Source organism: Microbacterium sp. dk485 (assembly GCF_004570445.1).
In the GTDB taxonomy this organism is placed as follows: domain Bacteria; phylum Actinomycetota; class Actinomycetes; order Actinomycetales; family Microbacteriaceae; genus Microbacterium; species Microbacterium wangchenii.
Map to the genome: position 1 here is coordinate 29743 of NZ_SPQW01000002.1, position 23524 is coordinate 53266.

The 23524-nt window shown below is 71.3% G+C and carries 25 protein-coding genes and 1 tRNA gene; 13 read left to right on the forward strand and 13 right to left on the reverse strand.

Annotation, left to right across the window (positions count from 1 at the left end):
* Window positions 1-35: 35 nt before the first annotated feature.
* A complete protein-coding gene (locus tag E4V99_RS10780; RefSeq protein WP_135117285.1) occupies window positions 36-398 on the reverse strand; it encodes an Lsr2 family protein in 363 nt (120 codons plus the stop codon).
* A gap of 32 nt (window positions 399-430) precedes the next feature.
* Entirely contained in the window at window positions 431-1273 is an 843-nt protein-coding gene (locus E4V99_RS10785) for a LuxR family transcriptional regulator (RefSeq protein ID WP_245233164.1), read from the reverse strand.
* Window positions 1274-1426: 153 nt separating this feature from the next.
* Here E4V99_RS10785 and E4V99_RS10790 point away from each other — a divergent pair, with 153 nt between their 5' ends.
* Together E4V99_RS10790 and E4V99_RS10795 are read left to right on the forward strand one after the other, a co-directional pair.
* Window positions 1427-1777 carry a DUF485 domain-containing protein gene (locus E4V99_RS10790; protein WP_135067966.1) on the forward strand — a complete coding sequence of 117 codons (351 nt, stop codon included), beginning with the start codon at window positions 1427-1429 and terminating at the stop codon, window positions 1775-1777.
* Complete coding sequence (locus tag E4V99_RS10795; RefSeq protein WP_187270465.1) at window positions 1774-3393, forward strand: sodium/solute symporter; 1620 nt, start codon at window positions 1774-1776, stop codon at window positions 3391-3393. The genes E4V99_RS10790 and E4V99_RS10795 overlap by 4 nt, the downstream gene beginning before the upstream one ends.
* A gap of 63 nt (window positions 3394-3456) precedes the next feature.
* Here the strand turns inward: E4V99_RS10795 and E4V99_RS10800 are convergent, their stop codons facing one another.
* Window positions 3457-3966, reverse strand: coding sequence for a methylated-DNA--[protein]-cysteine S-methyltransferase (locus E4V99_RS10800; RefSeq protein WP_135067964.1), 510 nt, complete (start codon window positions 3964-3966; stop codon window positions 3457-3459).
* 218 nt (window positions 3967-4184) lie between these two features.
* On the opposite strand from E4V99_RS10800, the gene E4V99_RS10805 reads away from it, so the two are divergent.
* Together E4V99_RS10805 and E4V99_RS10810 are read left to right on the forward strand one after the other, a co-directional pair.
* Window positions 4185-7865: an ATP-binding protein gene (locus E4V99_RS10805; RefSeq protein ID WP_135071350.1), complete on the forward strand. Its 3681-nt coding sequence runs from the start codon at window positions 4185-4187 to the stop codon at window positions 7863-7865.
* Window positions 7852-8055, forward strand: coding sequence for a hypothetical protein (locus E4V99_RS10810; RefSeq protein ID WP_135117287.1), 204 nt, complete (start codon window positions 7852-7854; stop codon window positions 8053-8055). The genes E4V99_RS10805 and E4V99_RS10810 overlap by 14 nt, the downstream gene beginning before the upstream one ends.
* Before the next feature lie 24 nt (window positions 8056-8079).
* On the opposite strand, the gene mscL is transcribed toward E4V99_RS10810, so the two are convergent.
* The 3 genes from mscL to E4V99_RS10825 are packed head-to-tail and all read right to left on the reverse strand — an operon-like array spanning window position 8080 to window position 9473.
* Window positions 8080-8505, reverse strand: coding sequence for a large conductance mechanosensitive channel protein MscL (gene mscL / locus E4V99_RS10815; RefSeq protein ID WP_135117288.1), 426 nt, complete (start codon window positions 8503-8505; stop codon window positions 8080-8082).
* 29 nt (window positions 8506-8534) lie between these two features.
* Entirely contained in the window at window positions 8535-8855 is a 321-nt protein-coding gene (locus tag E4V99_RS10820) for an FmdB family zinc ribbon protein (protein ID WP_135117289.1), read from the reverse strand.
* An 18-nt stretch (window positions 8856-8873) separates the two neighbouring features.
* Window positions 8874-9473 (reverse strand): 5-formyltetrahydrofolate cyclo-ligase, encoded by a 600-nt coding sequence (locus E4V99_RS10825; RefSeq protein ID WP_135117290.1) that lies wholly within the window; start codon window positions 9471-9473, stop codon window positions 8874-8876.
* An 87-nt stretch (window positions 9474-9560) separates the two neighbouring features.
* On the opposite strand from E4V99_RS10825, the gene galU reads away from it, so the two are divergent.
* The 4 genes from galU (at window position 9561) to E4V99_RS10845 (ending at window position 12402) form a co-directional block, all read left to right on the forward strand.
* The gene (galU, locus tag E4V99_RS10830; protein WP_135117291.1) at window positions 9561-10451 is read left to right on the forward strand and encodes a UTP--glucose-1-phosphate uridylyltransferase GalU; all 891 of its coding nucleotides are present in this window, start codon (window positions 9561-9563) and stop codon (window positions 10449-10451) included.
* Between the two features lie 21 nt (window positions 10452-10472).
* Window positions 10473-11102 carry a GNAT family protein gene (locus E4V99_RS10835; protein WP_135067952.1) on the forward strand — a complete coding sequence of 210 codons (630 nt, stop codon included), beginning with the start codon at window positions 10473-10475 and terminating at the stop codon, window positions 11100-11102.
* 72 nt (window positions 11103-11174) lie between these two features.
* On the forward strand, window positions 11175-12122 hold the full coding sequence (locus tag E4V99_RS10840; protein ID WP_135117292.1) for a large exoprotein: 948 nt from the start codon (window positions 11175-11177) through the stop codon (window positions 12120-12122).
* Between the two features lie 204 nt (window positions 12123-12326).
* Window positions 12327-12402 (forward strand) — tRNA-Ala (locus E4V99_RS10845).
* A gap of 63 nt (window positions 12403-12465) precedes the next feature.
* On the opposite strand, the gene gap is transcribed toward E4V99_RS10845, so the two are convergent.
* From gap to E4V99_RS10865, 4 genes are all read right to left on the reverse strand, one after another.
* Window positions 12466-13470, reverse strand: a complete 1005-nt coding sequence (gene gap, locus E4V99_RS10850) for a type I glyceraldehyde-3-phosphate dehydrogenase (protein WP_135117293.1) — start codon at window positions 13468-13470, stop codon at window positions 12466-12468.
* A 5-nt stretch (window positions 13471-13475) separates the two neighbouring features.
* Window positions 13476-14069: a TetR/AcrR family transcriptional regulator gene (locus tag E4V99_RS10855; protein WP_135067946.1), complete on the reverse strand. Its 594-nt coding sequence runs from the start codon at window positions 14067-14069 to the stop codon at window positions 13476-13478.
* Window positions 14070-14142: 73 nt separating this feature from the next.
* A complete protein-coding gene (locus E4V99_RS10860) occupies window positions 14143-15243 on the reverse strand; it encodes a Gfo/Idh/MocA family oxidoreductase (RefSeq protein WP_135117294.1) in 1101 nt (366 codons plus the stop codon).
* The gene (locus tag E4V99_RS10865; RefSeq protein WP_240742689.1) at window positions 15240-16031 is read right to left on the reverse strand and encodes a sugar phosphate isomerase/epimerase; all 792 of its coding nucleotides are present in this window, start codon (window positions 16029-16031) and stop codon (window positions 15240-15242) included. The genes E4V99_RS10860 and E4V99_RS10865 overlap by 4 nt, the downstream gene beginning before the upstream one ends.
* A gap of 129 nt (window positions 16032-16160) precedes the next feature.
* Here E4V99_RS10865 and E4V99_RS10870 point away from each other — a divergent pair, with 129 nt between their 5' ends.
* From E4V99_RS10870 to E4V99_RS10880, 3 genes are all read left to right on the forward strand, one after another.
* Window positions 16161-17285, forward strand: coding sequence for a Gfo/Idh/MocA family oxidoreductase (locus E4V99_RS10870; protein WP_135067942.1), 1125 nt, complete (start codon window positions 16161-16163; stop codon window positions 17283-17285).
* Window positions 17282-18007: a ThuA domain-containing protein gene (locus E4V99_RS10875; protein WP_135117295.1), complete on the forward strand. Its 726-nt coding sequence runs from the start codon at window positions 17282-17284 to the stop codon at window positions 18005-18007. The genes E4V99_RS10870 and E4V99_RS10875 overlap by 4 nt, the downstream gene beginning before the upstream one ends.
* Before the next feature lie 97 nt (window positions 18008-18104).
* On the forward strand, window positions 18105-18845 hold the full coding sequence (locus E4V99_RS10880) for an acetolactate decarboxylase (RefSeq protein WP_135117296.1): 741 nt from the start codon (window positions 18105-18107) through the stop codon (window positions 18843-18845).
* 58 nt (window positions 18846-18903) lie between these two features.
* Here E4V99_RS10880 and E4V99_RS10885 read toward each other — a convergent pair whose 3' ends face one another.
* Complete coding sequence (locus tag E4V99_RS10885) at window positions 18904-19980, reverse strand: Glu/Leu/Phe/Val dehydrogenase family protein (RefSeq protein WP_135117297.1); 1077 nt, start codon at window positions 19978-19980, stop codon at window positions 18904-18906.
* A 162-nt stretch (window positions 19981-20142) separates the two neighbouring features.
* Entirely contained in the window at window positions 20143-20577 is a 435-nt protein-coding gene (locus tag E4V99_RS10890; RefSeq protein ID WP_135117298.1) for a pyridoxamine 5'-phosphate oxidase family protein, read from the reverse strand.
* An 85-nt stretch (window positions 20578-20662) separates the two neighbouring features.
* On the opposite strand from E4V99_RS10890, the gene E4V99_RS10895 reads away from it, so the two are divergent.
* Entirely contained in the window at window positions 20663-21139 is a 477-nt protein-coding gene (locus E4V99_RS10895; RefSeq protein ID WP_135117299.1) for a YbaK/EbsC family protein, read from the forward strand.
* Here the strand turns inward: E4V99_RS10895 and E4V99_RS10900 are convergent.
* The gene (locus E4V99_RS10900; RefSeq protein WP_135117300.1) at window positions 21136-22254 is read right to left on the reverse strand and encodes a hypothetical protein; all 1119 of its coding nucleotides are present in this window, start codon (window positions 22252-22254) and stop codon (window positions 21136-21138) included. The genes E4V99_RS10895 and E4V99_RS10900 overlap by 4 nt on opposite strands.
* A 343-nt stretch (window positions 22255-22597) precedes the next feature.
* Here E4V99_RS10900 and E4V99_RS10905 point away from each other — a divergent pair, with 343 nt between their 5' ends.
* Window positions 22598-23461 (forward strand): hypothetical protein, encoded by an 864-nt coding sequence (locus E4V99_RS10905; protein WP_135117301.1) that lies wholly within the window; start codon window positions 22598-22600, stop codon window positions 23459-23461.
* Window positions 23462-23524: the final 63 nt, after the last annotated feature.

Below are 23524 nucleotides of genomic sequence, written 5' to 3' on the forward strand. Positions count from 1 at the left end.
GCCAGGGGATTCCCAAGCTGGCCACGTCCGTCGCGTCAGTGGGCCGCTTCGTACGCCTCGAGCACCGATGCGGGGATGCGGCCGCGCTCGGAGACCGTGTGGCCGTTCTGCTTCGCCCACGTGCGAATGGCGGTGTAATCCTGCTGCCCGGCGCGCCGCCGCGTCCGTCCGCTGCCGCCGCCGGTTCCCGATCGCGAGGCGCCCGACCGCGACGACACCGACCGAGCGGCCGCGACGTACGGCGCCAGCGCATCGCGTAGACCTGCGGCGTTCTCCTCGGTCAGGTCGATCTCGTAGGCGACGCCGTCGAGGGAGAACAGGACGGTCTCACCCTCCCCGACCTCCAGGACGCTGCCGTCCAGGTCGTCGACGAGCTGATGCACAATTCTGCGGGCCATGGTGACACCTTAGTGATGGAGGGGTGCGAGGGTTAGGGCAGTATCCCGATTCGGCGGGCGCGTGCTACAGCGGCGTGGCGGGTGGATGCGTCGAGCTTGCTCATGGCCGCCGCCAGGTACGACTTGACGGTGGTCTCCTTGAGGTCGAGCTGGTGCGCGATCTCCGAGTTGGTGGCGCCCAGGGCGGCGCACGCGAGCACATCCAGCTCGCGCGGCGACAGGCGCACCTCCGGGCCTCCTCCCGCCCCATCACCGGCGCCGGTCAGTGCCGCCAGACGCCGTTCGATCTGTTCCAGACGCACGCGCAGGCTCTCGTCCTCGATGGCGGCGGCGACGCTGCGCAGTTCGGCGTAGCTCTCGCGCACCTCCTCCTGCGCGGCCGGCGACAGTGCGGCGTCGGGCCGGCCGCTCGGCAGCATCGCGATGCGGCGATCGACCTCGTCGCGCACGCGCAGCTCGGTGGCCAGCTCGCGCGCGACCCGGAAAGCCGGCTCGGCGACCACGTCGCCCACCGGCGCCTGCGTCCACGACCCGCAGTACAGGACTCCTCGCGTGGTGCCGGTGACGACGACGGGAACGGCGAACAGGGTGGAGATGCCCTCGCCGAGGATGGCGCGGTCGTAGTCGTGCGTGATGGTCCGCGACGTGCGGTAGTCCAGGGCGAGGCGAGGGCGCTTCTCGGCGAAGGCGCGCCCGCCCAGTCCGCGGTTCTCCTGTACGACGAGTCCTTCGATGCTGCGGGTGCGCGCACCGTGGATGGCGGTCACGTGGATGGCGCCGTCGCGTTCGAGGCCCCCGAATGCCACGGGAAAACGTGTGCGTCGGGCCAATTCGCCGACGGCGTGCGAGACCAGCTCAGCCTGCTCGTTCGGCACCGTTGCTGCTCCCACGAACTACCTACTTCTGGGGGTGACGGCGTCGTCGCCGCCTTCGTAGCGTCGACCATATCACCGGGTGCCGCTGTGGCGCCCTTGTTCTACCCGCAACCTGGAGCGTGGGTGCTCCGGGCCATGAGGCAAGGAGGCCACATGTCGGATCCGCGTACCGATGCCGCCCCGGGCGGCATCGACTACATCGCGGTCGAGGAGTCACCGCCGTTCCGGGAGTTGAAGCGACGCCACCGCAGCTTCGTCTTCCCGCTGGCGATCGCGTTCCTCGTCTGGTACTTCGCATACGTCCTGCTGTCCTCGTTCGCGAGGGACTTCATGGCCGAACGCGTGTGGGGGGACGTGACCGTCGGCCTGCTGTTCGGGCTCGGCCAGTTCGTGACGACGTTCGCCATCACGATGACCTACGTGTGGTACGCCAACCGCAAGCTCGACCCCTTGACCGAAGACCTGCGCGAACAGCTCGAGCGCGCTGAAGGAGGACAGTCGTGAACGAAGTCTTCGGGGCCGTGCACGCCGCCGTGCAGACGGCGGAGAACAACCCCATCTTGAACATCTCCATCTTCGGCGCCTTCGTCGCTGTGACGCTGTTCATCGTCATCCGGGCCAGCCGCAACAACAAGACCGCCGCCGACTACTACGCCGCCGGCCGCTCCTTCACCGGCCCGCAGAACGGGTTCGCGATCTCGGGCGACTACCTCTCCGCCGCATCCTTCCTCGGCATCTGCGGCGCAATCGCCATCAACGGCTACGACGGATTCCTGTACTCCATCGGATTCCTCGTGGCATGGCTGGTCGCGCTGCTGCTGGTGGCCGAGCTCATGCGCAACACCGGCAAGTTCACGATGGCCGACGTGCTGTCGTTCCGGCTGAAGCAGCGCCCGGTGCGGATGGCTGCGGCCATCACGACGCTCGCGGTGTGCTTCTTCTACCTCCTGGCGCAGATGGCCGGCGCCGGCGGTCTCGTCTCGCTTCTGCTCGGGATCAACGAGGCGGTGGGGCAGTCGATCGTCGTCGCGGTGGTGGGTCTGCTCATGATCGTCTACGTCCTCGTCGGCGGCATGAAGGGCACCACGTGGGTGCAGATCGTCAAGGCGTTCCTCCTCATCGGCGGCGCCCTCGTGATGACGATCTGGGTGCTCGCGATCAACGGCTTCAACCTCAACACGCTGCTCGAAAGCGCCGTGGCCGCCTCGCCCCAGGGTGATGCCATCCTCGGCCCGGGGCTGCAGTACGGCGCCAACCCGTGGGACTTCGTGTCCCTCGCCCTGGCCCTCGTCCTCGGCACGGCGGGCCTGCCCCACGTGCTGATGCGCTTCTACACCGTGCCCACGGCGAAGGAAGCGCGTCGCTCGGTGGTGTGGGCGATCTGGCTGATCGGGCTGTTCTACCTGCTGACCCTCGTCCTCGGATACGGGGCGGGCGCGCTGGTGACCCCGGAGGTCATCGCCGCAGCACCGGGCGGAGTGAACTCGGCGGCGCCGCTGCTCGCGCTGGAACTGGGCGGGCCGATCCTGCTCGGATTCATCTCCGCCGTGGCCTTCGCGACGATCCTCGCGGTGGTCGCGGGGCTCACGATCACGGCGGCGGCGTCGTTCGCACACGACATCTACGCCAACGTCGTGAAGAAGGGCGACGTCCCGCCCGACGGCGAGGTGAAGGTCGCCCGCCGCACGGTCGTGGTCATCGGTGTGCTCGCGATCCTCGGCGGCATCGGCGTGCAGGGACAGAACGTCGCGTTCCTCGTGGCGCTCGCGTTCGCCGTCGCCGCGTCGGCCAACCTCCCGACGATCCTGTACTCGCTGTTCTGGCGCCGCTTCACCACACGCGGCGCGGTGTGGAGCATGTACGGGGGACTGGCGGCCGCGATCATCCTGATCGTCCTGTCGCCGGTGTTCTGGGGCACGCCCACGAGCGTCTTCAAGGACACGGGCGTCGCGATCTGGCCGTTCAACAACCCGGGCATCGTCTCCATCCCGGTCGGGTTCTTCCTCGGCTGGCTGGGCACGATCACCTCTCGCAAGGGCAGTGAGGATCCGCGCAAGGCCGCGGAGATGGAGGTGCGCTCGCTCACCGGCTTCGGAGCCGAGAAGGCGACCTCGCACTGACGCTGCTCCGCACCACCGAGGCCCCGGGACATCGTCCCGGGGCCTCGGTCGGTGTCGGGCGGCCTACGCGCCCGACTCCTGCTCCCTCCGGAGGAGGTACTGCTTCACCTCGGGATGTCCGCCGTACTGCCCGAGCGAACCGTCCGAGCGCACGACCCGATGCACCGGGACGACGATGGAGAACGGGCTGGTGGCACACGCCGTCCCGACCGCCCGCGCGGCTCGCGGATGCCCCGCCATGGCCGCCACCTCCCCGTAGGCCGCGGTCTCGCCGTACGGGATCTCGCACACGGCCTGCAGAGCGGCCCGGGAGAACCCCCGCGTGAGGCTCCAGTCCAACGCCAGGTCGAACTGCTTCCGTGTTCCGTCGAAGTACTCATCCAGCTGCTGCGCCGTCTCGGCGCCGGCGGACGGATCGTCCTCGGGCACGACGCCGAGCACGCGGACGAGGCCTTCCCGTGCCGCTTCTCCGTCGTCGTGGAGGACGCGGAGGGACAGGAGGTGGTCGTCGGCGACGGTGAGGAGAACGTCGCCGACCGGAGTGGAGTGCACCGCGCTGGCGTATCGGGTCATGGCTCCATCCTGACCCTGCCGGTACGACGAGCGGGGGACCGTTCGCCCCCTGTGGAGGAGCACGCGTCGAAGGGGGCCTGGGGAGGAAGCGCCGATGGGGCGGCGTGTCCCGCGAATCCCGCGAAACCCGCGCGGGATGACGGCCGAAACCGCTGCTCGCGCATACTGTGGCTCGTGTGTGGCGAGGAGAAGGCAGCGCCGTGGTCGGCGAGCAGGACATGGCCGCCGCATCCGTGAACCCGGGAGACCTGGGTGTCGCGGAGCCGGGGGTCAACGTCCGTCACGTCGCCGACCCCGAACGCGATCGTCTGCGGGCCGAAGCGGCCACCCTGGGCGGCCGCTCGACCCTGCTGCGCTTCGACGACGCCACCGACGCGGGCATCGACATCACCAAGGCCCACCCCGGCAGCCTCCCGCAGTTCATCACCGGCCGCTCCACGCTCCTGTCGAACCTGTTCCGGGATGAGGTGGCCCTGCGCTCGGCGCGGCTGGCCGCCGAGCGGATCACCGCCAAGAACGTCGAGCTGCGCACGGCGCGCGGCATCGAAGCCGTGCATCTGGCCGTCGGTGTGGCCGAGTGGAAGATCGGGGGAGTGACGTGGTCGGCCCCCGTCCTCCTGCGTCCCCTCGCGATCCGCCGCCACCACGGCGACTTCGAGCTCAAGCTGCACGGCACCTTCTTCGTCAACCCGGAGCTCGCGCGGGCCTTCCGCGGGCATTTTGGGATCCCGCTGGACAGCACCGCGCTGGCGGGCCTGGCGTATGACCAGGGCGTGTTCAAGCCGCAGCCGGTCATCGACCACCTCCGTGCGCTGACGCGGCACATCCCCACGTTCGTCGTGCACCCGCGGTTGGTGATCTCCTCCTTCGCCGATGTCGGCTCCGGCATGGCGCGCGACGCCGCCGACCTCGACCACCCCGTGCTCAACGCGCTCGCCGGCCACCCCGACGACCGCGCGCGTGTGTCGGTGCGGCGCGCCGACCCCGTCGTCACCAGCCCCGACGAGCGCACCCCCGCCTCGGACACCCTCCTGCTGGATGCGGATGCCGAGCAGGAGGCGGTCCTCGCCCGCATCGCCGCCGGCCACTCGCTCGCCGTGCACACCCTGCCCGGCACCGGTGGAACCCAGACCGTGATCAACGCGGTGGGCCAGCTCGTCCAATCCGGCAAGCGCGTGCTCGTCGTCAGCGCCCGCCGCTCGACGCTCGAGGGGATCCGTCACCGGCTCTCGGGCATCGGGCTGCCCGGCCTCGCCGTCTCGCCCACGCACCTGCGCCGCGACCTCATCCGCGCGATCGGCCGCAACGAGAAGGCCGAGCAGCCGAAGGTCGCCGAGATCGACGACGCGCTCGTGCGCCTGCGCACCGTCCTGCGCGACTATCGCTCGGCCGTCACGGCGGAGCACCCCTCGCTCGGGATCTCGGTGCTGGAGACCCTGCGCGCCCTGACCAAGCTCGCGGCCCTCGCCCCCGCGCCGTCGACGAGCGCACGGTTCGACCTGGCCACGCTGGAGCGCCTCGCCAACCGTCGTGCCGAGGCATCCGACGCTCTGGCCGCCGCTGCCCGCCTGGGCGAATTCCGCTTCGGACCCGACGACTCGCCCTGGTACGGCGTGTCGTTCACCCGCACGGAGGACGCCCGTGCCGCCCACGCGCTCGCCGGCAAGCTGCACCGCCGCGAGGTGTCGGGCCTTCTCGAGCGCGGATACGAGCTCATCGCGCAGACGCGCATGCGCCCCTTCCACACCATCGCCGAACTCGGTGAGTACTTGCGGCTGCTGCAGGGCATCCGCGACTCGCTCGACCGGTTCAGCCCGACGGTGTTCGAGCGTCCGCTGCTCGAGCTCATCCAGGCGCACGCCCCGCGCCGGGACGCGCCCAACATGAGCGGACCCAACCGCCGCCGCCTCAAGCGCCTGTCGCGCGAGTACGTCCGTCCCGGCGTGCACGTGCCCGACATGTACGAGGCGCTCGTGCGCATCCAGCAGCAGCGCACCGAGTGGCAGCGCGTGGTCGAGGCCGGCGTCACGCCCGAGGTGCCCCTGGGGCTCGCCGACGTGCACGTGTCGTGGCAGCGGGTCGACGCCGAACTCGCCGAACTCGACGCGATCCTCGGCCGCGAAGGCTCCGAGCGCCTCGCCTCCATCCCCGTGCAGCGCCTCGTGCGGATCCTCGCGGGGCTCGCCGCCGAGTCGGAGTTCTTCGACAACCTCGTCGAGCGGGCGAAGCTGCGCTCCAAGCTCGCCGCCCTCGGCCTCGAACAGCTCCTGGTGGAGCTGTCGGTGCGACACGTTCCCGAGGAGCGCGTCGGCCAGGAGCTCGAATTCGCATGGTGGCAGTCGGCGCTGGAGCACTTCCTGCGCACCGACCGTGCCCTCCTCGGCGCCAACACGACCGTCGTCGACCGGCTGGAGCGCGACTTCCGGCTCGTGGACGAGGCCCACGCCGCCGCATCCGGCCCGCTCCTCGCCGCGCACCTCGCGCAGCAGTGGCGCATCGGCATCGTCGACCACGCCGCCGAAGCCGCGGCGCTGAAAGACGCGCTCAAGCGTGGCCTCAGCACGCCCCGCGAGCTGTCGGTGGCCGCCCCCACGCTGCTGAACACCCTCGCGCCGGTGTGGCTGGCCTCGCCGTACGAGGTGCCGGACATCCCCGACGAGCGGCCCTTCGACGTCGTCATCATCGCGGATGCCGCGGCCCTGTGCCTGGCCGAGGCCGTCCCCGCCATCCGCCGGTCACGGCAGATCGTGGTCTTCGGCGACCCGGTCACCCAGAAGCCCACCGCCTTCCGCGTCGGTGCCACCCTCTCCGTCGCCGACGACGAGGAGCCCGTCGCCTTCGACGAGGTCTCGATCTTCGAGCGTCTCGCAGAACTGCTGCCCGTGGCCACCCTCACCCGCAGCTACCGCGCGGGTGGGGAAGACCTCGCCGAGCTCGTCAACGACGCGTTCTACGGCGGCGAGATCGTGTCGCTGCCGTGGGCGGGGTCGTACCTCGGCCGCGGGAGCCTCAGCGTGGACTACGTCGAGGGCGGTACCGGTGCCCCCGACCCGATCACCGGAGCCGTCGAGAGCCCCGACGCCGAGGTCGCGCGCGTGGTGACCCTCGTGGTGGAGCACGCCGTCAACCGCGGCGCGGAGTCGCTCATGGTCGTCACCGCCAGCGCGCGGCACGCCGAGCGCGTGCGCGCCGCCGTCGAGGCCGCCTTCGCCGGCCGCTCGGACGTCGCCGACTTCGTCTCCCGCGACACGGCGGAACCGTTCGCGGTGCTGACGCTGGAGGAGTCGGTCGCCGAGAGCCGCGACCGGGTGATCTTCTCCCTCGGATTCGGCCTCACCAAGCACGGCCGCGTGCTCAGCGACTTCGGCGATCTGTCCACCCCCGACGGTGAGCGCCTGCTCACGGTGGGGATGACGCGGGCGCGCCGTTCGATGGTCATCGTGTCCTCCATCCGTCCGTCCGCCTTCGACGACGGACGGCTCGAGCACGGCGCCGCCACCCTCATGAGCATCCTCGGCGGGCTCGCCGCGCGCGGACGCGAGGCTCGACTGGAAGACCTCGCCGATCCGCTCACCCTCGCCCTGGCCCGCGAACTCCGCCGCCTCGGTCTGGCCGTCGACGTGGACTACCGGGGCCTCCTGCCGCTGGTCGCACAGCACGGCGGGAAGGCCGTCGTGGCCGAAAGCGATCCGGAGACGGCCGCCGACTCGCTGCGCGAGACGCTGCGCCTGCGTCCGCAGACCCTGCGGCGCCTCGGATGGCACTACGTGCGCGTGCACGCGTTCGACCTGTACAGCGACCCCGCCTCCGTCGCGGCCCGGATCGCGGCTCTCCTGGGGGTGCAGCCCGACGGTCCCACCGCCGACACGGTGACCCAGCCCCTCGATGTCGTCGACTGACCGCCAGCGCATCGTGCGCGTCCCCGGCGCCCGCCGGGCTCAGCTCACGCCCGCGCCGGGTACCAGCGCCGAGCCGACGCCCTCCGACGAGTCGCCCGAGGAGGAGGCCGGATCATCCGCGGCATCCGCCGGCGACGCGCCCGGACCCAACGACGAGCGTCTGCGCCGCGACGTCCCGCCGCACTACTGAGGGCCGCTCAGGCCGGTGCGCCGGTCAGGTGCGGGCAGCGGGACCGGACTTCTCCAGGAGGTCGCGGATCTGCACGAGCAGCTCCTGCTCGGTGGGCAGCTGCGGCTCCTCGTCAGGGCCGGATGCGCCGGCGCGGGCGGCGGCCCGCTCCTTGACGCGGTTCATCGGGTAGACGAAGACGAAGTACACCACCGCGGCGACGGCGAGGAAGTTGATGATCGCCCCGAGGATGTCACCCCAGCCGAAGAACACCTCGTTGCCGGTGAGCCCGGTCACGGTGAAGCCCACGCCCTCGAGGGTACTGGCCTGAAAGATCAACGCGATGAGCGGATTGATGAGGTTGTCGACCAGCGCATTGACGATCGCGGTGAACGCGGCGCCGATGACGACCGCGACGGCCAGGTCGATGACGTTCCCGCGGAGGATGAACTCCTTGAAGCCCTTGATCATGTGCTGGTCCTCGGTTTTCCTGTGGGGGATTACGAGCCCGACGACGCCGGAGCCGACGAACTGCTCGAGGTCGATGATGCCGAAGCCGCAGGCGAGGCGCTACCGGTCCCGGTTGTCGAACCACCCGAAGCCGACGCATCCGCCGCCTTCTTGCCGGCGGTCTTGCCGTCACCTGCGCGCGAGTCGGTGCGGTAGAAACCCGAGCCGTTGAAGGTGACGCCGATCGAGCCGTACTCCTTGCGCAGCGTGCCGCCGCACTCGGGGCACACGGTCAGGGTCGGCTCGGAGAAGGACTGGACGGCGTCGAAACGGTGAGCGCACTGCTTGCAGGCATACGCGTAGGTGGGCATGGGAGCTCCTCGGGTGGATCAGCGGGGCGCTGAGGTGGAAAACGTGACGGTGCGCGTGGGGGTGACGATGCCGGTGACGGGTTGATCGTGGACGTCGCGGGGGACCTCATCGACGAACTCGGAGTCGAAGACCACCGCGTACACGGGCGGGCACTTCTCCATCGACCCGAGGGTCTTGTCGAAGTAGCCGCGGCCCCAGCCCAGGCGCATCCCGGTGCGGTCGACGGCGGCTGCCGGCACCAGCAGCAGGTCGACGTCGTTGACCGCGATCGGTCCGAGAACCTCGCCCACGGGTTCGGGGGATCCCGTCAGACCCGCGGTCACATCGCCGCCGGCGACGGCCACCGCCCAGTCCAGCAGGCCGTCGGCGCGCGTGATGGGCAGCAGCACGCGGATGCCGCGTCCCACGGCCGCGTCGATGAACTCCCGCGTACCGGGCTCGCTCGGTGTGGACAGGAAGCACGAGATCGAGCGTGCACCCTGCCGTTCGACGAGTTCGTCGAGCTGCCGGCGCAGGCCGTGGGCGGCCTGTTCCCGAGCGGATTCCGACTGCATCTGCCGCCGTTCGCGCAGGTCGGCGCGCAGCGCACGCTTGGCGTGATCGATGCGGTCCGGCATGGATCCGATTCTAGGCCGGTCAGGCGCTGCATCCGCCGTTGCCGGCTCGTCACACGAGGTTCACACGGCTCCCGCTAACCTGTGTTCATGTCGCATAAGCCCTTCAAGGCCGTCATCCCGGCCGCAGGACTCGGTACTCGCTTCCTTCCCGCCACCAAGGCGATGCCCAAGGAGATGCTCCCGGTCGTGGACAAGCCGGCCATCCAGTACGTCGTCGAAGAGGCGGTGGAGGCCGGCATCGACGACGTCCTCATCATCGTCGGGCGCAACAAGAACAACATCGCCAACCACTTCGACTCCGTGCCCGAGCTCGAAGACAAGCTGCGCGCCAAGGGCGACGCGGAGAAGCTGCAGAAGGTCGAGTACTCCTCCGACCTCGCCAACGTGCACATGGTGCGGCAGGGCGAGCCGAAGGGACTCGGTCACGCCGTGCTGCGCTCGCAGGCGCACGTCGGCGACCACCCGTTCGCGGTGCTCTTGGGCGACGACCTCATCGACGAGCGCGACGAGCTGCTCACCAAGATGCTCGCCGAGTACGACCTGCGCGGGGCCACGATCATCGCGCTGATGGAGGTCGACCCCGCCCAGATCCACATGTACGGTGTCGCCGCCGTGGAGCCCACCGACGAGGACGACGTCGTCAAGGTGACGCAGCTGGTCGAGAAGCCCAAGGCCGAGGACGCGCCCTCCAACCTCGCCATCATCGGGCGGTACGTCCTGGGGTCGGATGTGTTCGAGATCCTCGAGCGCACCGAACCGGGCAAGGGCGGAGAGATCCAGCTGACCGATGCCCTGCAGGAGCTCGCGTCCGGCGCCGGGGACGGCGGCGGCGTGTACGGCGTGATCTTCCGCGGCCGCCGGTACGACACCGGGGATAGGGTGGACTACATCAAGGCCATCGTGCAGCTCGCCGCCGACCGCGAGGACCTCGGGCCCGCCCTGCGCCCGTGGTTCAAGGAGTTCGCGGCGACGCTCTGACGTCGTTGTCGAGGGGGTGGCATGGATCTGTCTGTTCCGCGTCGCCACGGGCCGATCTCGATCCGTCTCGTGCGCGCCCGCGACGCGCGTGTGCTGCAGAACGAGCTGCTCTCCAACCGGCCGTGGCTGAAGCAGTGGGAGGCGACCAGCCCCGACGGCCCGGTCTCCTTCGACATGCGCCTGGGCGTGCGCAGGCTCCTGCAACAGCACCGTGACGGCGTGGGCGTGCCCTTCGTCATGGAGTACGACGGCGAGGTCGCCGGACAGCTCAACGTGTGGGGGATCTCGCGCGGTTCCCTCGCGTCCGCGACGATCGGCTACTGGGTGAGCGAGCGGTTCGCCGGGCGCGGGATCACCCCGGTGTCGGTGGCCATGGCGACCGACCTGTGCTTCGACGAACTGCGCCTTCACCGCATGGAGATCTGCATCCGTCCGGAGAACGCGGCGAGCCTGCGCGTCGTGCAGAAGCTCGGCTTCCGCTACGAGGGGCTGCGGCGTCGCTACATCCACATCAACGGCGACTGGCGCGACCACTACGCGTTCGCGCTCGTGCGCGAGGAAGTGCCCGAGGGGGTGCTGGCCCGGTGGGTTCAAGGCCGCGTCCCGCCGGATGCGGCGACCGTGCCGCCGTCGGACCGCTTACCGGCCTGATTGACGTTTTCGCTGCGCGACACGCGCACAGGCTGGTATGCGTCCGGCCGCGCGTCGCATACCGTTAGCGGCATGGGTGGCCAGGTACTGGGAGGCGGCGTGATCGTCGCCGTCGCCGTCGTGCTCTGGCTCGTCTACCTGCTGCCCTCGTGGGCCAGTCGCTACCAGTACACCTCTGCGGAGCGGAACGCGGTGCGCCTGAACCAGGCGCTGCGCGTGCTGGCCGAGACCAGCGAGACTCCCCAGGAGGTGCGGCTCGAGCTGAACGCCCGGACGGCGCTCGCCCAGCAGCGCCTCGCCCGCCGCGTCCAGGCCGAGCAGGAGCAGACCGAGCTCGTCGTCGCCCGCGCCCGCCTGGAAGCGGCGAAGGAGGAGAGCGCCGCCGAGCGTGAGCTCGCCCGCGCCCGCCGCGCGGAGGCGATCGAGGCCGCCCGCGCCGAGCGCGCCGCCGCCCGCAGCCGTCCGGCGTTCCGCCGTGCCCGCGCTCGCCGCCGTATGCGCCTCGCCGCCACCGCACTCGGTGTCGCGGGCCTGGCGGCCACCGGAGCCGGCGTGTGGGTGTTCCTGTCCGCCGCATCCGCCGCTCTGCTGTGGGCCGGGGGCGCGACCACGCTGCTGTCCGTCGTCGCGTTGCACCGCATGTCGCGTGTGGCCGCCCGCGCCGTCGTCCGCGAGGTGCCTGCCGTCGTCGCGGAGCGCGTCGCCGCCCCGATGCCCGATCTCGCCGTGGGGCGCCCGCGCGCGGCCGCGTGGACGCCGCGCGAGCTGCCGCGCCCGCTCGTGTCGTCCGCGGGCTCTCGCGCGGCCGCCGTGCTGGACGAGCACGACGCGCGCGCGGCTCTCCGTGCCGCAGCCCGCGAAGAGGCACTGCGCGACCTGGCGGCGCAGAACCAGCCGCCTTCGATCGACGAGGCCCGCACCGCGCGCGCCTCGGAGTTCAGCCGCATGGGGTACGTGGACGACGCCGAGATCGAAGACCACGTGCGCCGGCTGCTCGCGCGCCGCGCCGTCGGCGCCTGACGCCGCCCCGCCTCCGCACCTCGGTCCCACGTCCCGCGGTCTCCGAGCCGCGGTCCCACGTTCGCGCCACAAAGGTGCATCCGCTGCGTTTTGATGTGGCGCGGTTACGCCGAAGTGGCGCGAAAGCGGGGCGGCGGAGGGCGCACGCGGGGGAGCCGCGGCGCGGGAGCACCCCCGTGGCGTGGTAATGTAGCGGAGGTTCAGGGGCCTGTGGCGCAGTTGGTAGCGCGCTTCGTTCGCAATGAAGAGGTCAGGGGTTCGAATCCCCTCAGGTCCACCAAATGAAAGAGCGCCCGGCGATCCGCCGGGCGCTCTTTCGTCTTGTGCGGACGGTGAGGTGGAGTCAGAGGGCCGCGCCGAGGCGGGCGGAGAACTCGACGAGGCGGTGGGAGAACGCCCACTCGTTGTCGTACCAGCCGAAGACCTTCACCTGCGAGCCGATCGCCTGCGTCAGCGGCGCGTCGAAGATCGTGGAGAACGGGTTGCCCACGATGTCCGCCGACACCAGCGGTGCCTCCGAGTACTGCAGATAGCGCTGCAGCGGACCGGATGCGGCCGCCTCCCGGAAGGCCGCGTTCACCTCGTCCACCCCCGCGCTGGTCCGCAGGACGGCGGTGAGATCGGTGATCGAGCCGACCGGGACCGGGACGCGCAGTGCGGCACCGGTGAGCCGGCCGTCCAGCTCCGGGATGATCTTGCCGATCGTCTTGGCCGCGCCCGAAGAGGTCGGAATGGTCGACACCGCCGCCGCGCGTGCACGGCGCAGGTCGGAATGCGGTGCATCCTGTAGCCGCTGGTCTCCGGTGTACGCGTGGACCGTCGTCATGAGGCCCGACTCGATGCCGAACGCGTCGTGGAGCACCTTCGCCAACGGCGCCACCGAGTTCGTGGTGCACGATCCGTTGGAGAAGACGTCGTGGGCGTCGGGGTCGAGCGCGTCGTCGTTGACCCCCAGCACGTACGTGGGCACATCGCCCTTCGCGGGGGCGGAGATAATGACCTTCCGGGCGCCGCCGGCGAGATGGGCGGATGCGGCGCTGCCGTCGGTGTACCGGCCAGTGGACTCGATCACGATGTCGGCGCCGACGTCGCCCCAGCGGATCGCGGACGGATCGGGCTGGGCGGATACGGTGATGCGCCTTCCTCCCAGCGTGATGGCGTCGCCGTCGACCCCGACGCCGTCGAGGTGCCCGGAGAGGGAATCCCATTCGAGCAGGCTCGCCAGCGTGCGGGCGTCGGTGAGGTCGTTGACGGCCACCACCTCCACGTCCGCGTCGCTTGCCAGGGCGGCGCGCAGGTAGGTGCGTCCGATGCGCCCGAATCCGTTGATGCCGATACGTACTGTCATGATCGTCACTTCTTCCTGTCGTGGGTGGATGTCGTCGGGTGGGGTGCTGCGGCGTGCAGGAGGTCGAGCGCGCCGGCGCACGCCTCTTCGAACGGGCGGGGGTCCTGATGCGCGATGGCCAGGACGTAGCCGCCCTGAAGGACGGCCATGAGGGTGTGCGCCAGGCGCACGGGGTCGACCTCGGCGGGCAACCGACCCGCGTCGACGGCCTCACGCAACACGGTCGTCCAGGTCTCGTGCGCGTCCTGGAAGGCACGCGTGACCGGGGCGAGGAGCGCGGGGTCTTCGCGGACCTGGCGGTCCTGTGTCATCCGGCCCACCCGGCATCCCTTGAGCGCGTCGCGCGGATGCAGCAGGTACGCCTCGATGCGGGCCATCGGGTCGTCGGGCCCGGCGAGCCCGGATTCGGCGGGCCGCAGCTGGGCGATGTTCCGTTCCAGCGCGGCGACGGCGAGGTCGCGCTTGGTGGGGAAGTGGTGGTACATGCTGCCCTGGCCCACGCCGGAACGCTCCCGCACATCGCGCGGACTCGTGTCGGCGTAGCCGCGTTCCCACAGCAGATCCGCCATCGTCTCGACCAGCAGTTCGCGCGAGTTCATGCCGCGAGGCTACACCTACCAGTAGGTACAACGGCGGGATGGGGCGAGAACGAGCGACGGCATGGCCGCGAGCTCACAACGTGCGCGCGAACGGGTCCCAGTCCGCTTCGAGCGGGGCGGGGGCGGTCACGGTGGTGTGCACGCCGAGGGCGGTGCCGGCGGTCGCCGCCTCGATCGTGGCCTGCATGACGTCGACCACGTGCAGGGCGAGCCGCCCGGATGCACGCTCGGGGCGCCCAGCGCGGATGGCGCGGGCCAGCTCCACCACGCCCATGCCGCGTCCGGCGGAGGCGCCTTCGGCCGGGACGGTGTCGATGGCGTCCTCGCGCACGATCGTGAGGTCGCCCTCGAACATGTTGGGGTCGGGGATGGCGAGGGTCACATCCGAGGACGACAGCTCGAACAGGGTGCGGCCCTGCCGCGTGTCGAAGCTGAAGATGCTCGAGGCCGTCGCGCCGCCGGCGAACTCGTACAGCGCCGAGACGTGCGTGGGCACGGTGACGGCGAAGCGCTCGCCGGCCCGCGGGCCCGATCCGATGATGCGCTCCTGCCGTGCCGTGGTGGCCACCGCCTGCACGCGGGAGATCGGCCCGAAGAACTGCACGAGCGCGGTGAGGTAGTACGGCCCGATGTCGAACAGCGGGCCGGCTCCCGCCTGGAAGAGGAAATCGGGGTTCGGATGCCACGACTCCGGGCCGGGCGACTGCATCAGGGTGAGCGCGCTGTGCACGTCGCCCAGCTCGCCGGCGCGCATGCGTCGCAGGGCCGACTGGATGCCCGCGCCCAGGAACGTGTCGGGAGCGCTGGCCACGCGCAACCCGGCGGCCTCGCCGGCGGCGACGACCTCCTCAGCGGCTGTGCGGTCCAGGGCGAGGGGCTTCTCCGTCCACACGTGACGCCCCGCGGCCAGGACGCGCTCGGCGACCTCGACGTGCGCGGCGGGGATCGTGAGGTTCACGACGATCTCGATGTCATCGTCGGCCAGGAGCTCGTCCACGGTGCCGGCCGCCGGGACACCGTACTGCTGCGCCTTCGCCGCGGCCCGCGCGACGTCCAGGTCGGCCACGGCGCGCACCTGGACGTCGGGGAAGCGCGTCAGGTTGCCCAGGTACTGGTCGCTGATGACGCCCGCGCCGATCACGCCGACGCCGACAGGTCCCGTGCGGCCGGTCACCGGGCCGACTCCGCGTCGGATTCGAGTGTGCGCAGATACTGCAGGCTCTCGGCCAGGGCGTCCAGCGGCGGCATGCGCGATTCGTCCAGCTCGAGAACCCGCAGGGCGTTCGGCGCGGCGGCGAGGATGTCGCGGATCGGCACCGATCCCTGGCCGAGAGGGGTCTGATCCGCGACGTCCCCGGGCACGGGGCCGTCCTTGACGTGGATCGCGACGACGCGCTCGCCGAGCCGCTGCAGGAGACCTGCCGGGTCGACTCCGCCCACGAGCGCCCAGTAGGTGTCGACCTCGAGGACCACGCGCTCGTCGAGGATGCCGGCGAAGAACTCCAACGCCGGTACGCCGTCGATGGTGGACGCCAGCTCGTGCGCATGGTTGTGGTAGCCGACGCGCAGCCCGCGATCGGCGGCCTCGCCCGCGGCGGCGTCCAGACGCGCCGCGATCTCGCGGACATCGTCCGCCGACTGCCAGCGCTCCGGCGGGATGAAGGGGTCGATCACGGTGCGCACGCCGATCTTCTCGGCGGCGTCGAACACGCGCGCCCGGCCCGCGGCATCGGCGTCGACAAAGCCGGCATGCGTCGTGGGCGCGGACAGCCCGAGACGCTTCAGCTCGGGGCCGAGGCGGTCCACCATGTCGGGGAGACCGAACGGCTCCACCAGGGTGAATCCCAGTGCGGCGAGGGCATCGAGCGTGCCGGGCAGGTCAGAGGCGAGGGCCTCGCGAACGGTGTACAGCTGGACCGAGGGGGCGGACGTCGACATCATGACTCCTTCGTCGTCGGGCATGCCCAGCCTGGCACGCGAGCCGCCGACGTCAAGCTCTGCGGGCAATCCGCCGCGTGATTGCGGGCTGTGCTTGACTCGAACGGACCCGTGTCGCCTCATCCATCCGACCGTCCCCCGAGGAGAATCCGCATGACACCCACATCCTCCGCCTCCACTCCACTGCGCGTCGGTGTCGTCGGCCTCGGCTGGGCCGGCCAGCAGCACATCGCGGCGTACGCGGCGAATCCGGACGTCGATCTGGTCGCCATCGCGGGGTTGGAGGACGGACCGCGTGCCGAGCTGGCCGAGCAGTTCGGCATCCCCGTCGCCGTCGCCGACTGGCAGGAGCTGTTCTCGAGCACGCCGCTGGATGCCGTGAGCGTCGCTGTCCCGACCTTCCTGCACGCCCCGATCGCGATCGCGGCGCTCCAGCGCGGCATCCACGTACTCTCGGAGAAGCCCATCGCCCGCTCGGCGGCGGAGGCGGCGGAGATGGTCGCGGCCGCCCGGACGTCCGGCCGCGTGCTGCAGGTGGCGTTCAACCACCGGCAGCGCGGCGACGTGCGCGCGCTCGCCGCGGAGGCGGCCTCGGGCGCCCTCGGCCGCATCTACCACGTGCGCGCTTCGTGGCTGCGTCGCTCGGGGATCCCGGCGCTGGGGAGCTGGTTCACCAGCCGTGAGCTGGCCGGTGGCGGTCCGCTCGTGGACATCGGCGTGCACATGATCGACGCCGTCCTCGACCTCATGGGCGAGCCGCGCGTGCTGTCGGCCTCGGCGGTGACGCACGCCGAGTTCGGTCCGCGCGGTCTGGGCGGGCCGGATGCGGCCACCGGCGGCAAGCAGTTCACCGGTTCCGCGTTCGACGTCGAGGATTTCGCGACGGTGCTGCTGCGGCTGGAGGGCGGTGCATCCGTCGCGCTGGACACCAGCTGGGCGTCGTACCGGCCCGAGGGCGACGAGTTCGGCTTCGTCGTGTACGGCACGGAGGGCGGTGCCGAACTGCGGGTCGTGGACTACGCGCCCGCGACCGACGTCCCCCTGTACGCGGGGACGACCGACGCGGTCGCCGACCGCGTGCTGCCCGGCGGCGAGCCCGCGGGACATCAGGGCGTCGTGGACGAGTTCATCCGCACCATCCGGACGCCGGCGCTGTGGGCAGCCAGCGACGGCAGTCAGGCGGCGCGACGCGCGGCGATCATCGACGCGTGCTACCGGTCGGCCGCGGAAGGCCGCGAAGTCGCGGTCGAGGACGTCGAGGCGGAGGTGGCGCGATGATCCGGGTACTCGTGTGGAACGAGGGCGAGCACGAGCGCGTCGACGCGTCGGTGCAGGCCATCTACCCCGACGGCATGCACACCGTCATCGCCGACGGGCTGCGCGAGCACCTCGGCGATGAGGTGGAGGTGCGCACCGCGACGCTGCGCGACCCAGAGCACGGGCTGTCGGAGGAGGCGCTCGCCGCGACCGACGTGCTGCTGTGGTGGGGGCACATGGCCCACGATGCCGTGGACGACGCCGTCGTCGAGCGCGTGCACCGCCACGTGCTCTCGGGCATGGGGATCCTCGTGCTGCACTCGGCGCACTTCTCGAAGATCTTCATCCGGCTCATGGGCACCACGTGCTCCCTCGCGTGGCGCAACGACGGGGAGCAGGAGCTGGTGTGGACGGTCGCGCCGGGCCACCCGATCGCCGAGGGCATCGAGCAGCCGCTGCGGATCGAGCGGCAGGAGATGTACGGCGAGTTCTTCGACGTGCCGGCCCCTGACGAGCTCGTGTTCGTGTCGTCGTTCTCCGGCGGTGAGGTGTTCCGCTCGGGCATGACGTACCGGCGCGGACGCGGACGGGTCTTCTACTTCTCGCCCGGAGACCAGGAGTATCCCGTCTACCACCACCCGCAGATCCGGCGCGTGCTGGCCAACGGCGTCCGGTGGGCGCATCCGGGCGACTCGGCGCGCGTGCTGCCCACCGTGACGAACCCGCCGCGCACGCACGCCTGAGCGGCGTCACGGCACGAGCGCGCCGCGCGCCTGAGGCTCGTGCCCAACGGCATGGGCCTCCTGCCCCGTGACCATCCCCAGGCGTAGCCTCGGTCGCATGAACTCCGATGCCCCGATCTCCGCCGACGCGATCATCCAGTACGCCGTGCTGGATGCGCTCCTGGCCGCGGCGTACACCACCGGTCTCCCCGCCCCGCAGGCACGAGAGCTCGGTGACTTCGGCATCGGATGCTGCGACGGACTCGGTGGCGAAGTGGTCCTCCTCGACGGCGACCTCGTCGAGTGCACGGACGAGGCCCCGCCACGCGCCATGGACGATTCCGAGACGCTCCCGTTCTTCGAGGTGTGCCGCTTCCCGGAGATGGCGCCCGTCGACGTGAGCGGAACCGACCTGGCGGCTCTCACCGCCGCGATCGAAGAGCACCTCGTCAGCCGCAACCTCTTCCACGCGGTGCGCATCGACGGCGTCCTCGCCGCTGTCCGCGTCCGCGTGCCGCGGCGGGGGAGGACCCCGTTCCCGTCGCTGGCGGAGGCGACGCGCGACCAGGTCGAGACGGTGCTCGAAGAATGCGCCGGCACCCTCCTGGGATTCTGGGCACCAGCCATCTACCAGGGCATCGCCGTCGCCGGCCTGCACCTGCATTTCCTCTCCGATGACCGCCTCGTCGGCGGTCACGTCCTCGAGGCGAGCCTGGCCAAGGGAAGCCTCCGGGTGGCGGCGTATCGGCGATTCGACCTGCGACTGCCCACGGACGACGTGTTCCTCCGCACGCCCCTCAGCCACGACCAGGACCACCGCATCGTGGCCATGGAGGGCGGCGCCGCGCGCGAAGCGTGACCCGGCCCCGCGCGGCGGGCCCGGTCTTGCCCGCCCGGGCCGCCCGTCACCGGGACCGTCAGCCGACGAGCGCGCTGCGGGACGCTCCGGCGCTCAGCCGTTCCGCCGCAACGGCTTCCGCGGCGGCGAGCGGGCTGACCCCGCGCGCCTCGGCCTCGTCGAACACGCGGCGCACGGTGTCGCCGATGGCCGCGACGCGCGCCATGATCTGTGCGCGATCGCCCGCGTGCTTGTCCGTGGCGTCGAGGTAGATCACCCCGCCGGCGTTGACGACGAAGTCGGGGGCGTACAGGATGCCGCGGGCGGCGAGCCGCTCGGCTCCTGAGCGGTCGGCGAGCGGATTGTTCGCCGGACCGCACACCGCCTGCGCGTGCAGCGCGTCGATGACCTCGTCGGTGAGGAGCCCGCCGATGCCGGCGGGGACGAACACGTCGGCGGCGACGAGATGCTCTTCGCCGGGAGCCACCCAGGTCGCGCCCAGCTCCGCCGCGAGGTGGCGCTTCGCCGGGTTGACGTCGGTGACGTGAAGCACGGCGCCCTCGGCCGACAGGCGGACGGCCAGGCGGCTGCCGACCTGGCCGAGCCCGGAGATCGTGATCCGCCGGTTGGTCACTTCGGGCGACCCGGTCACGCGCTCGAGACACGCCCGCAGCGCCTCGTAGACACCGACGCTGGTCGGTCCGGCCGGCTCGCCCGAGCCGCCCGCGGCATCCGGGAGCCCGACCACCGACGCCGTGCGCTCGCGCACCACGAGCATGTCGTCGGCGGTGGAGCCCACGTCCTCGGCGGTGCGGTAGAGCCCGCCGAGCGACTCCACGGCATCGCCCAGATCGAGGAAGGCCGCGCGCCGGCGTTCGGCATCGAGCACGGTTCCCTCGGGGAGACCGATGACGGCCTTGCCGCCACCGGCGTCCAGGCCCGCTGCGGCATTCTTGAGGGTCATGGCCGCCGACAGGCGGAGCACATCGCCCAGCGCGTCGCTCCAGTGCGGATACGTCCACACGCGTGCGCCGCCGAGAGCGGGTCCGAGCGCGGAGGAGTGGAGGGCGACGGCGAGGAACAGTCCGCTGCGCTCCCCGGTCCTCACCTCCACGCGCTCGTGGGTGAAATCGGGCAGGGGCAGAACGGGAGTCATCGTCGATCCTCTTCCGGCAGGCCTCGTGGGCCGTGGGCGATCGGATGCGGCGGGTGTGCGGCATCCGCATCCATTGTGCCCGGGTGCCGTCGCGAAGGGGAGGGGCGGTGCGCGCGAGCGGTACCCGCGTCACGGCGCGCTGCGAGTCGCTCGCCTACGGCATCACCACGTCTGCAGGCGCTCCGGCGTGAAGACGATGGCGGTCGAGAACGTCGCGGCGATGCCCTCCAGCGGCACTCCGTAGTCGGCGATCGCCGCGGCGTACTTCTTCTCGTAGCCCTCCCCGAACTCCGCCAGCCACGACGCGGCGTCGCGCTCGGAGATCGTGGCGGTGCCGCGCAGGATCACCACCTCGGTTCCGAACCGGCCGGTGTCCAGGTGGACCAGCACGGGGGAGCCTCGGCGCACGTGCTTCACCTTGACGGTGTCGGCCTCGCTGAAGACGATGACACGACCGTCGTGCCAGAAGAACCACACGGGTACCGCGTGCGGCCGCCCCGCCGCATCCACGGTCGTGAACCACGCGATGATGCGCTCCTGCAGGAGCTGCAGCGCTTTCGCGTGGGCAGGGTCGTGGGGTTCGATGATCTCGGACACGGACTCCTCCTCCCGCTGGGTCCTCGGCGACGTCCCGCGGCTCGACGGTAGCGCGAGCCTCCGACACCGCCCCTAATCTGGACGGATGACCGTCGATCTTCCCGCCCGCAGCCGCCTGGTCGCCGAGCGCCTCCGGGAGGAGGGGATCGAGGGCGAGCTCGTCGTCCTGCCGGATGCGGCATCCACCGCTGCGCAGGCCGCGGCGGCCCTGGGAGTCGAGGTCGGCGCCATCGCCAACAGCCTCGTGTTCGTCAGCGACGGAGAGCCGCTGCTGGTGATGACCAGCGGCGCGCATCGCGTCGACACCGCGGCGCTCGCAGCCCGGCTGGGACGCGGGTCGATCGACCGGGCCACCCCCAAGCAGGTCAGGCAGGCGACGGGTCAGGCCATCGGCGGGGTCGCGCCGACGGGCCATCCCCGGCCGCTCACCACGATCGTCGACGAGGCGCTCGCCGCCTTCCCGCAACTGTGGGCGGCAGGCGGCACCCCGCACACGATCTTCCCGCTCAGCTTCGACGAGCTCGTGCGCCTGACGGCCGGGACGGTGGCGAAGGTCGACTAGCCGCCGGTGGGGGAGGGCACCGGGAATCGGAGGATCGCCGCCACGGGCGAACCGTCGGTGAGCTCCTCCCGTGGAACGGCCATGACCGTGCCGCCGGTGCGGAGCACGTCGGCGGCGAGGTCGAGCAGGAGGAACGATCCGTCGCCGCCGGAGTGCACGCGGCCGTACTCGTCGATGGTGCCGGAGCGCTCGGCATCCTGATCCAGCCGCAGCTCCTCGATCGCCGCAGCGGCGGCGGCTGCGGCCACCTGTGAGACGCGCGAGGTCGCGAGTTCCTGCGCGCGGAGCGTGCCGAACCGCTCCTTCCACTGCGCCACCTTGCGCTCGCGGCGGAGGCGGAGCACCTCCAGGGCGCGGTCGGCGAGCTCTTGGTCGGCGAGCGACTCCGGATGCGCCGGGATCTCGTCGTCCAGCAGCAGGGCGTGGGTGTTCTCGGCGCGGTACGCCGGCCGGAAGTCATCGGTCACCGCGAGGATCAGGAGCGCGTGGCGAGGGATGACGCTCACCACGGCATCATTCACGGCACGGCAGAAGCGTTCCCGCTCGGGCCGGTCGCCGTCCGACCCCTGCGCGGACAGGCGGTCGGCGCGACCGTCGTTGGAGGCGTGCTCGAGCATCAGGTCGTGGTCGTCGGGGAGGTGCAGCGGATGCTCGACGAGGTCGGTGCCCGATGCGATCTCGGTGAGGCGGACCAGGCCCCGAGAGAGCTGCAGGACGTACGCGGATGAGGCGTCCGAGCGCGCACGCAGCAGCATCCGCAGGTCGAAGCGATCGCCGACGGACACGTCGTCGCTCACCTCGAACGGCAGCCGGTACCACTGGATCTCGTCGGGGGTGGCGAGGATGAGCATGCCGCGGGACTGGTTCGCCCACAGTTCGTCGTCCTGCAGGGCCTCGCGCAGGCGTTCGACGGTGGCGGCGCGTGCGCCGCGGGGGAGTTCGACCGCCTCGAGCCGCCGGGCGGCTTCGTCGATCGCGTCGCGCAGGGCGATCCGGGCCCGGTCGTGGTCGGCCTGCAGCGGCGAGGAGCCGATCACCAGGCTGACGCTGCCCGGAGTGCGCGCCTCGATGAGGTTCAGGAGCTGTGCGTTGTCGGGGAGGTCTCGGGGGAGCATGCCCCGAGGATAGGCGCGAGCCGTGGGCCGGGCCAGACCCTTGCGACCCGGCGAAGGAGCGTTCTCATGCCTCGCTCCGGCGCGGTCCGTCCGGCCCGGTCCGGCGCATCCATCCGGCGCGGCTCGCGCTGCTCTCGTGGGCTTGCTGTTCTCGCCGACGCGTTCAGAACTCAGGAGATATCCGCCTTCGGGCCCCGTCCACGACCACGGCGGCGGCGTGTCTCCTGAGTTTTGAACAGGCCCGGATGGGCGACCTCTCCTCCCCAGGCGCCGATCGCCGCCATCTGTGCACACCCGCGCCGGATGCCGGCCGGTGAGTACCTCGACGGACCAGGGTGGCGGCATGCCCTGGGATGGTCGACCTCATGCCTTCGCCCCCGCACCCGTCCCGTTCGCCCGCTCCCGCGCGGATCTCCTCGCCGAGGGCTGGACCGGACGTGCCATCACCGCGGCGGTCCGGCGCGACGAGCTCGTCCGATCGCGCAACGGCGTCTACCTCCTGCCGACCGACGACGCCGACCTGCGAACAGCCGCGCGCGTCGGAGGGCGCCTCACCTGCGTGTCGGAGTTGCGCCGCCGCGGCGTCTTCGTCCTCAGCGCGTCCAAGGTGCACGTCCACCTCCCCGTGAACGCGGGTCGGATGCGGACCGTCGGCACGCAGGTGTTCCGCCATTGGGACGGCCCGGTGCGGCACCCGCATCCGCGGGCGTGCGCCGTCGAGCCCTTCGATGCGGTCCTTCATGCGGTGAGATGCCAGGAGCCGCGGGCGGCTGTCGCGACGCTGGACTCGGCGCTTCGCCTGGGTGTCATCCGCGATGACGAACTCGGCGAGCTGTTCGCTCACCTTCCTCGCCGATACCGGGTTCTGCGACGGATGCTGGATCCTCGGGCAGGGAGCGGACCCGAGTCGTTGATGCGTCTCCTCCTCCGCAGGGTCGGATGCTCCTTCGACGTCCAGGTGGAGATCCGAGGCGTGGGGCGGGTGGACTTCGTCGTCGCCGGATGGCTCATCATCGAGTGCGACAGTGAAGAACACCACTCCAGCTGGGAGGCGCGCCGCGCCGACCTCCGCCGCGATCAGGCGGCCGCCGCGCTCGGCTATTGCACCTACCGGCCGATCGCCGAGGACATTATGTGGCACGCCGACCGTGTGCTCGCGGCCCTTCGCGGCCTGCTGGAACGTGGGCCGGCGCCGCGTCGCCGTTGAAGCCCGGGTTGTTCGCGGCATCCGTTTCGGTTCAAAACTCAGGAGACACGCCGCCGGCGGGGT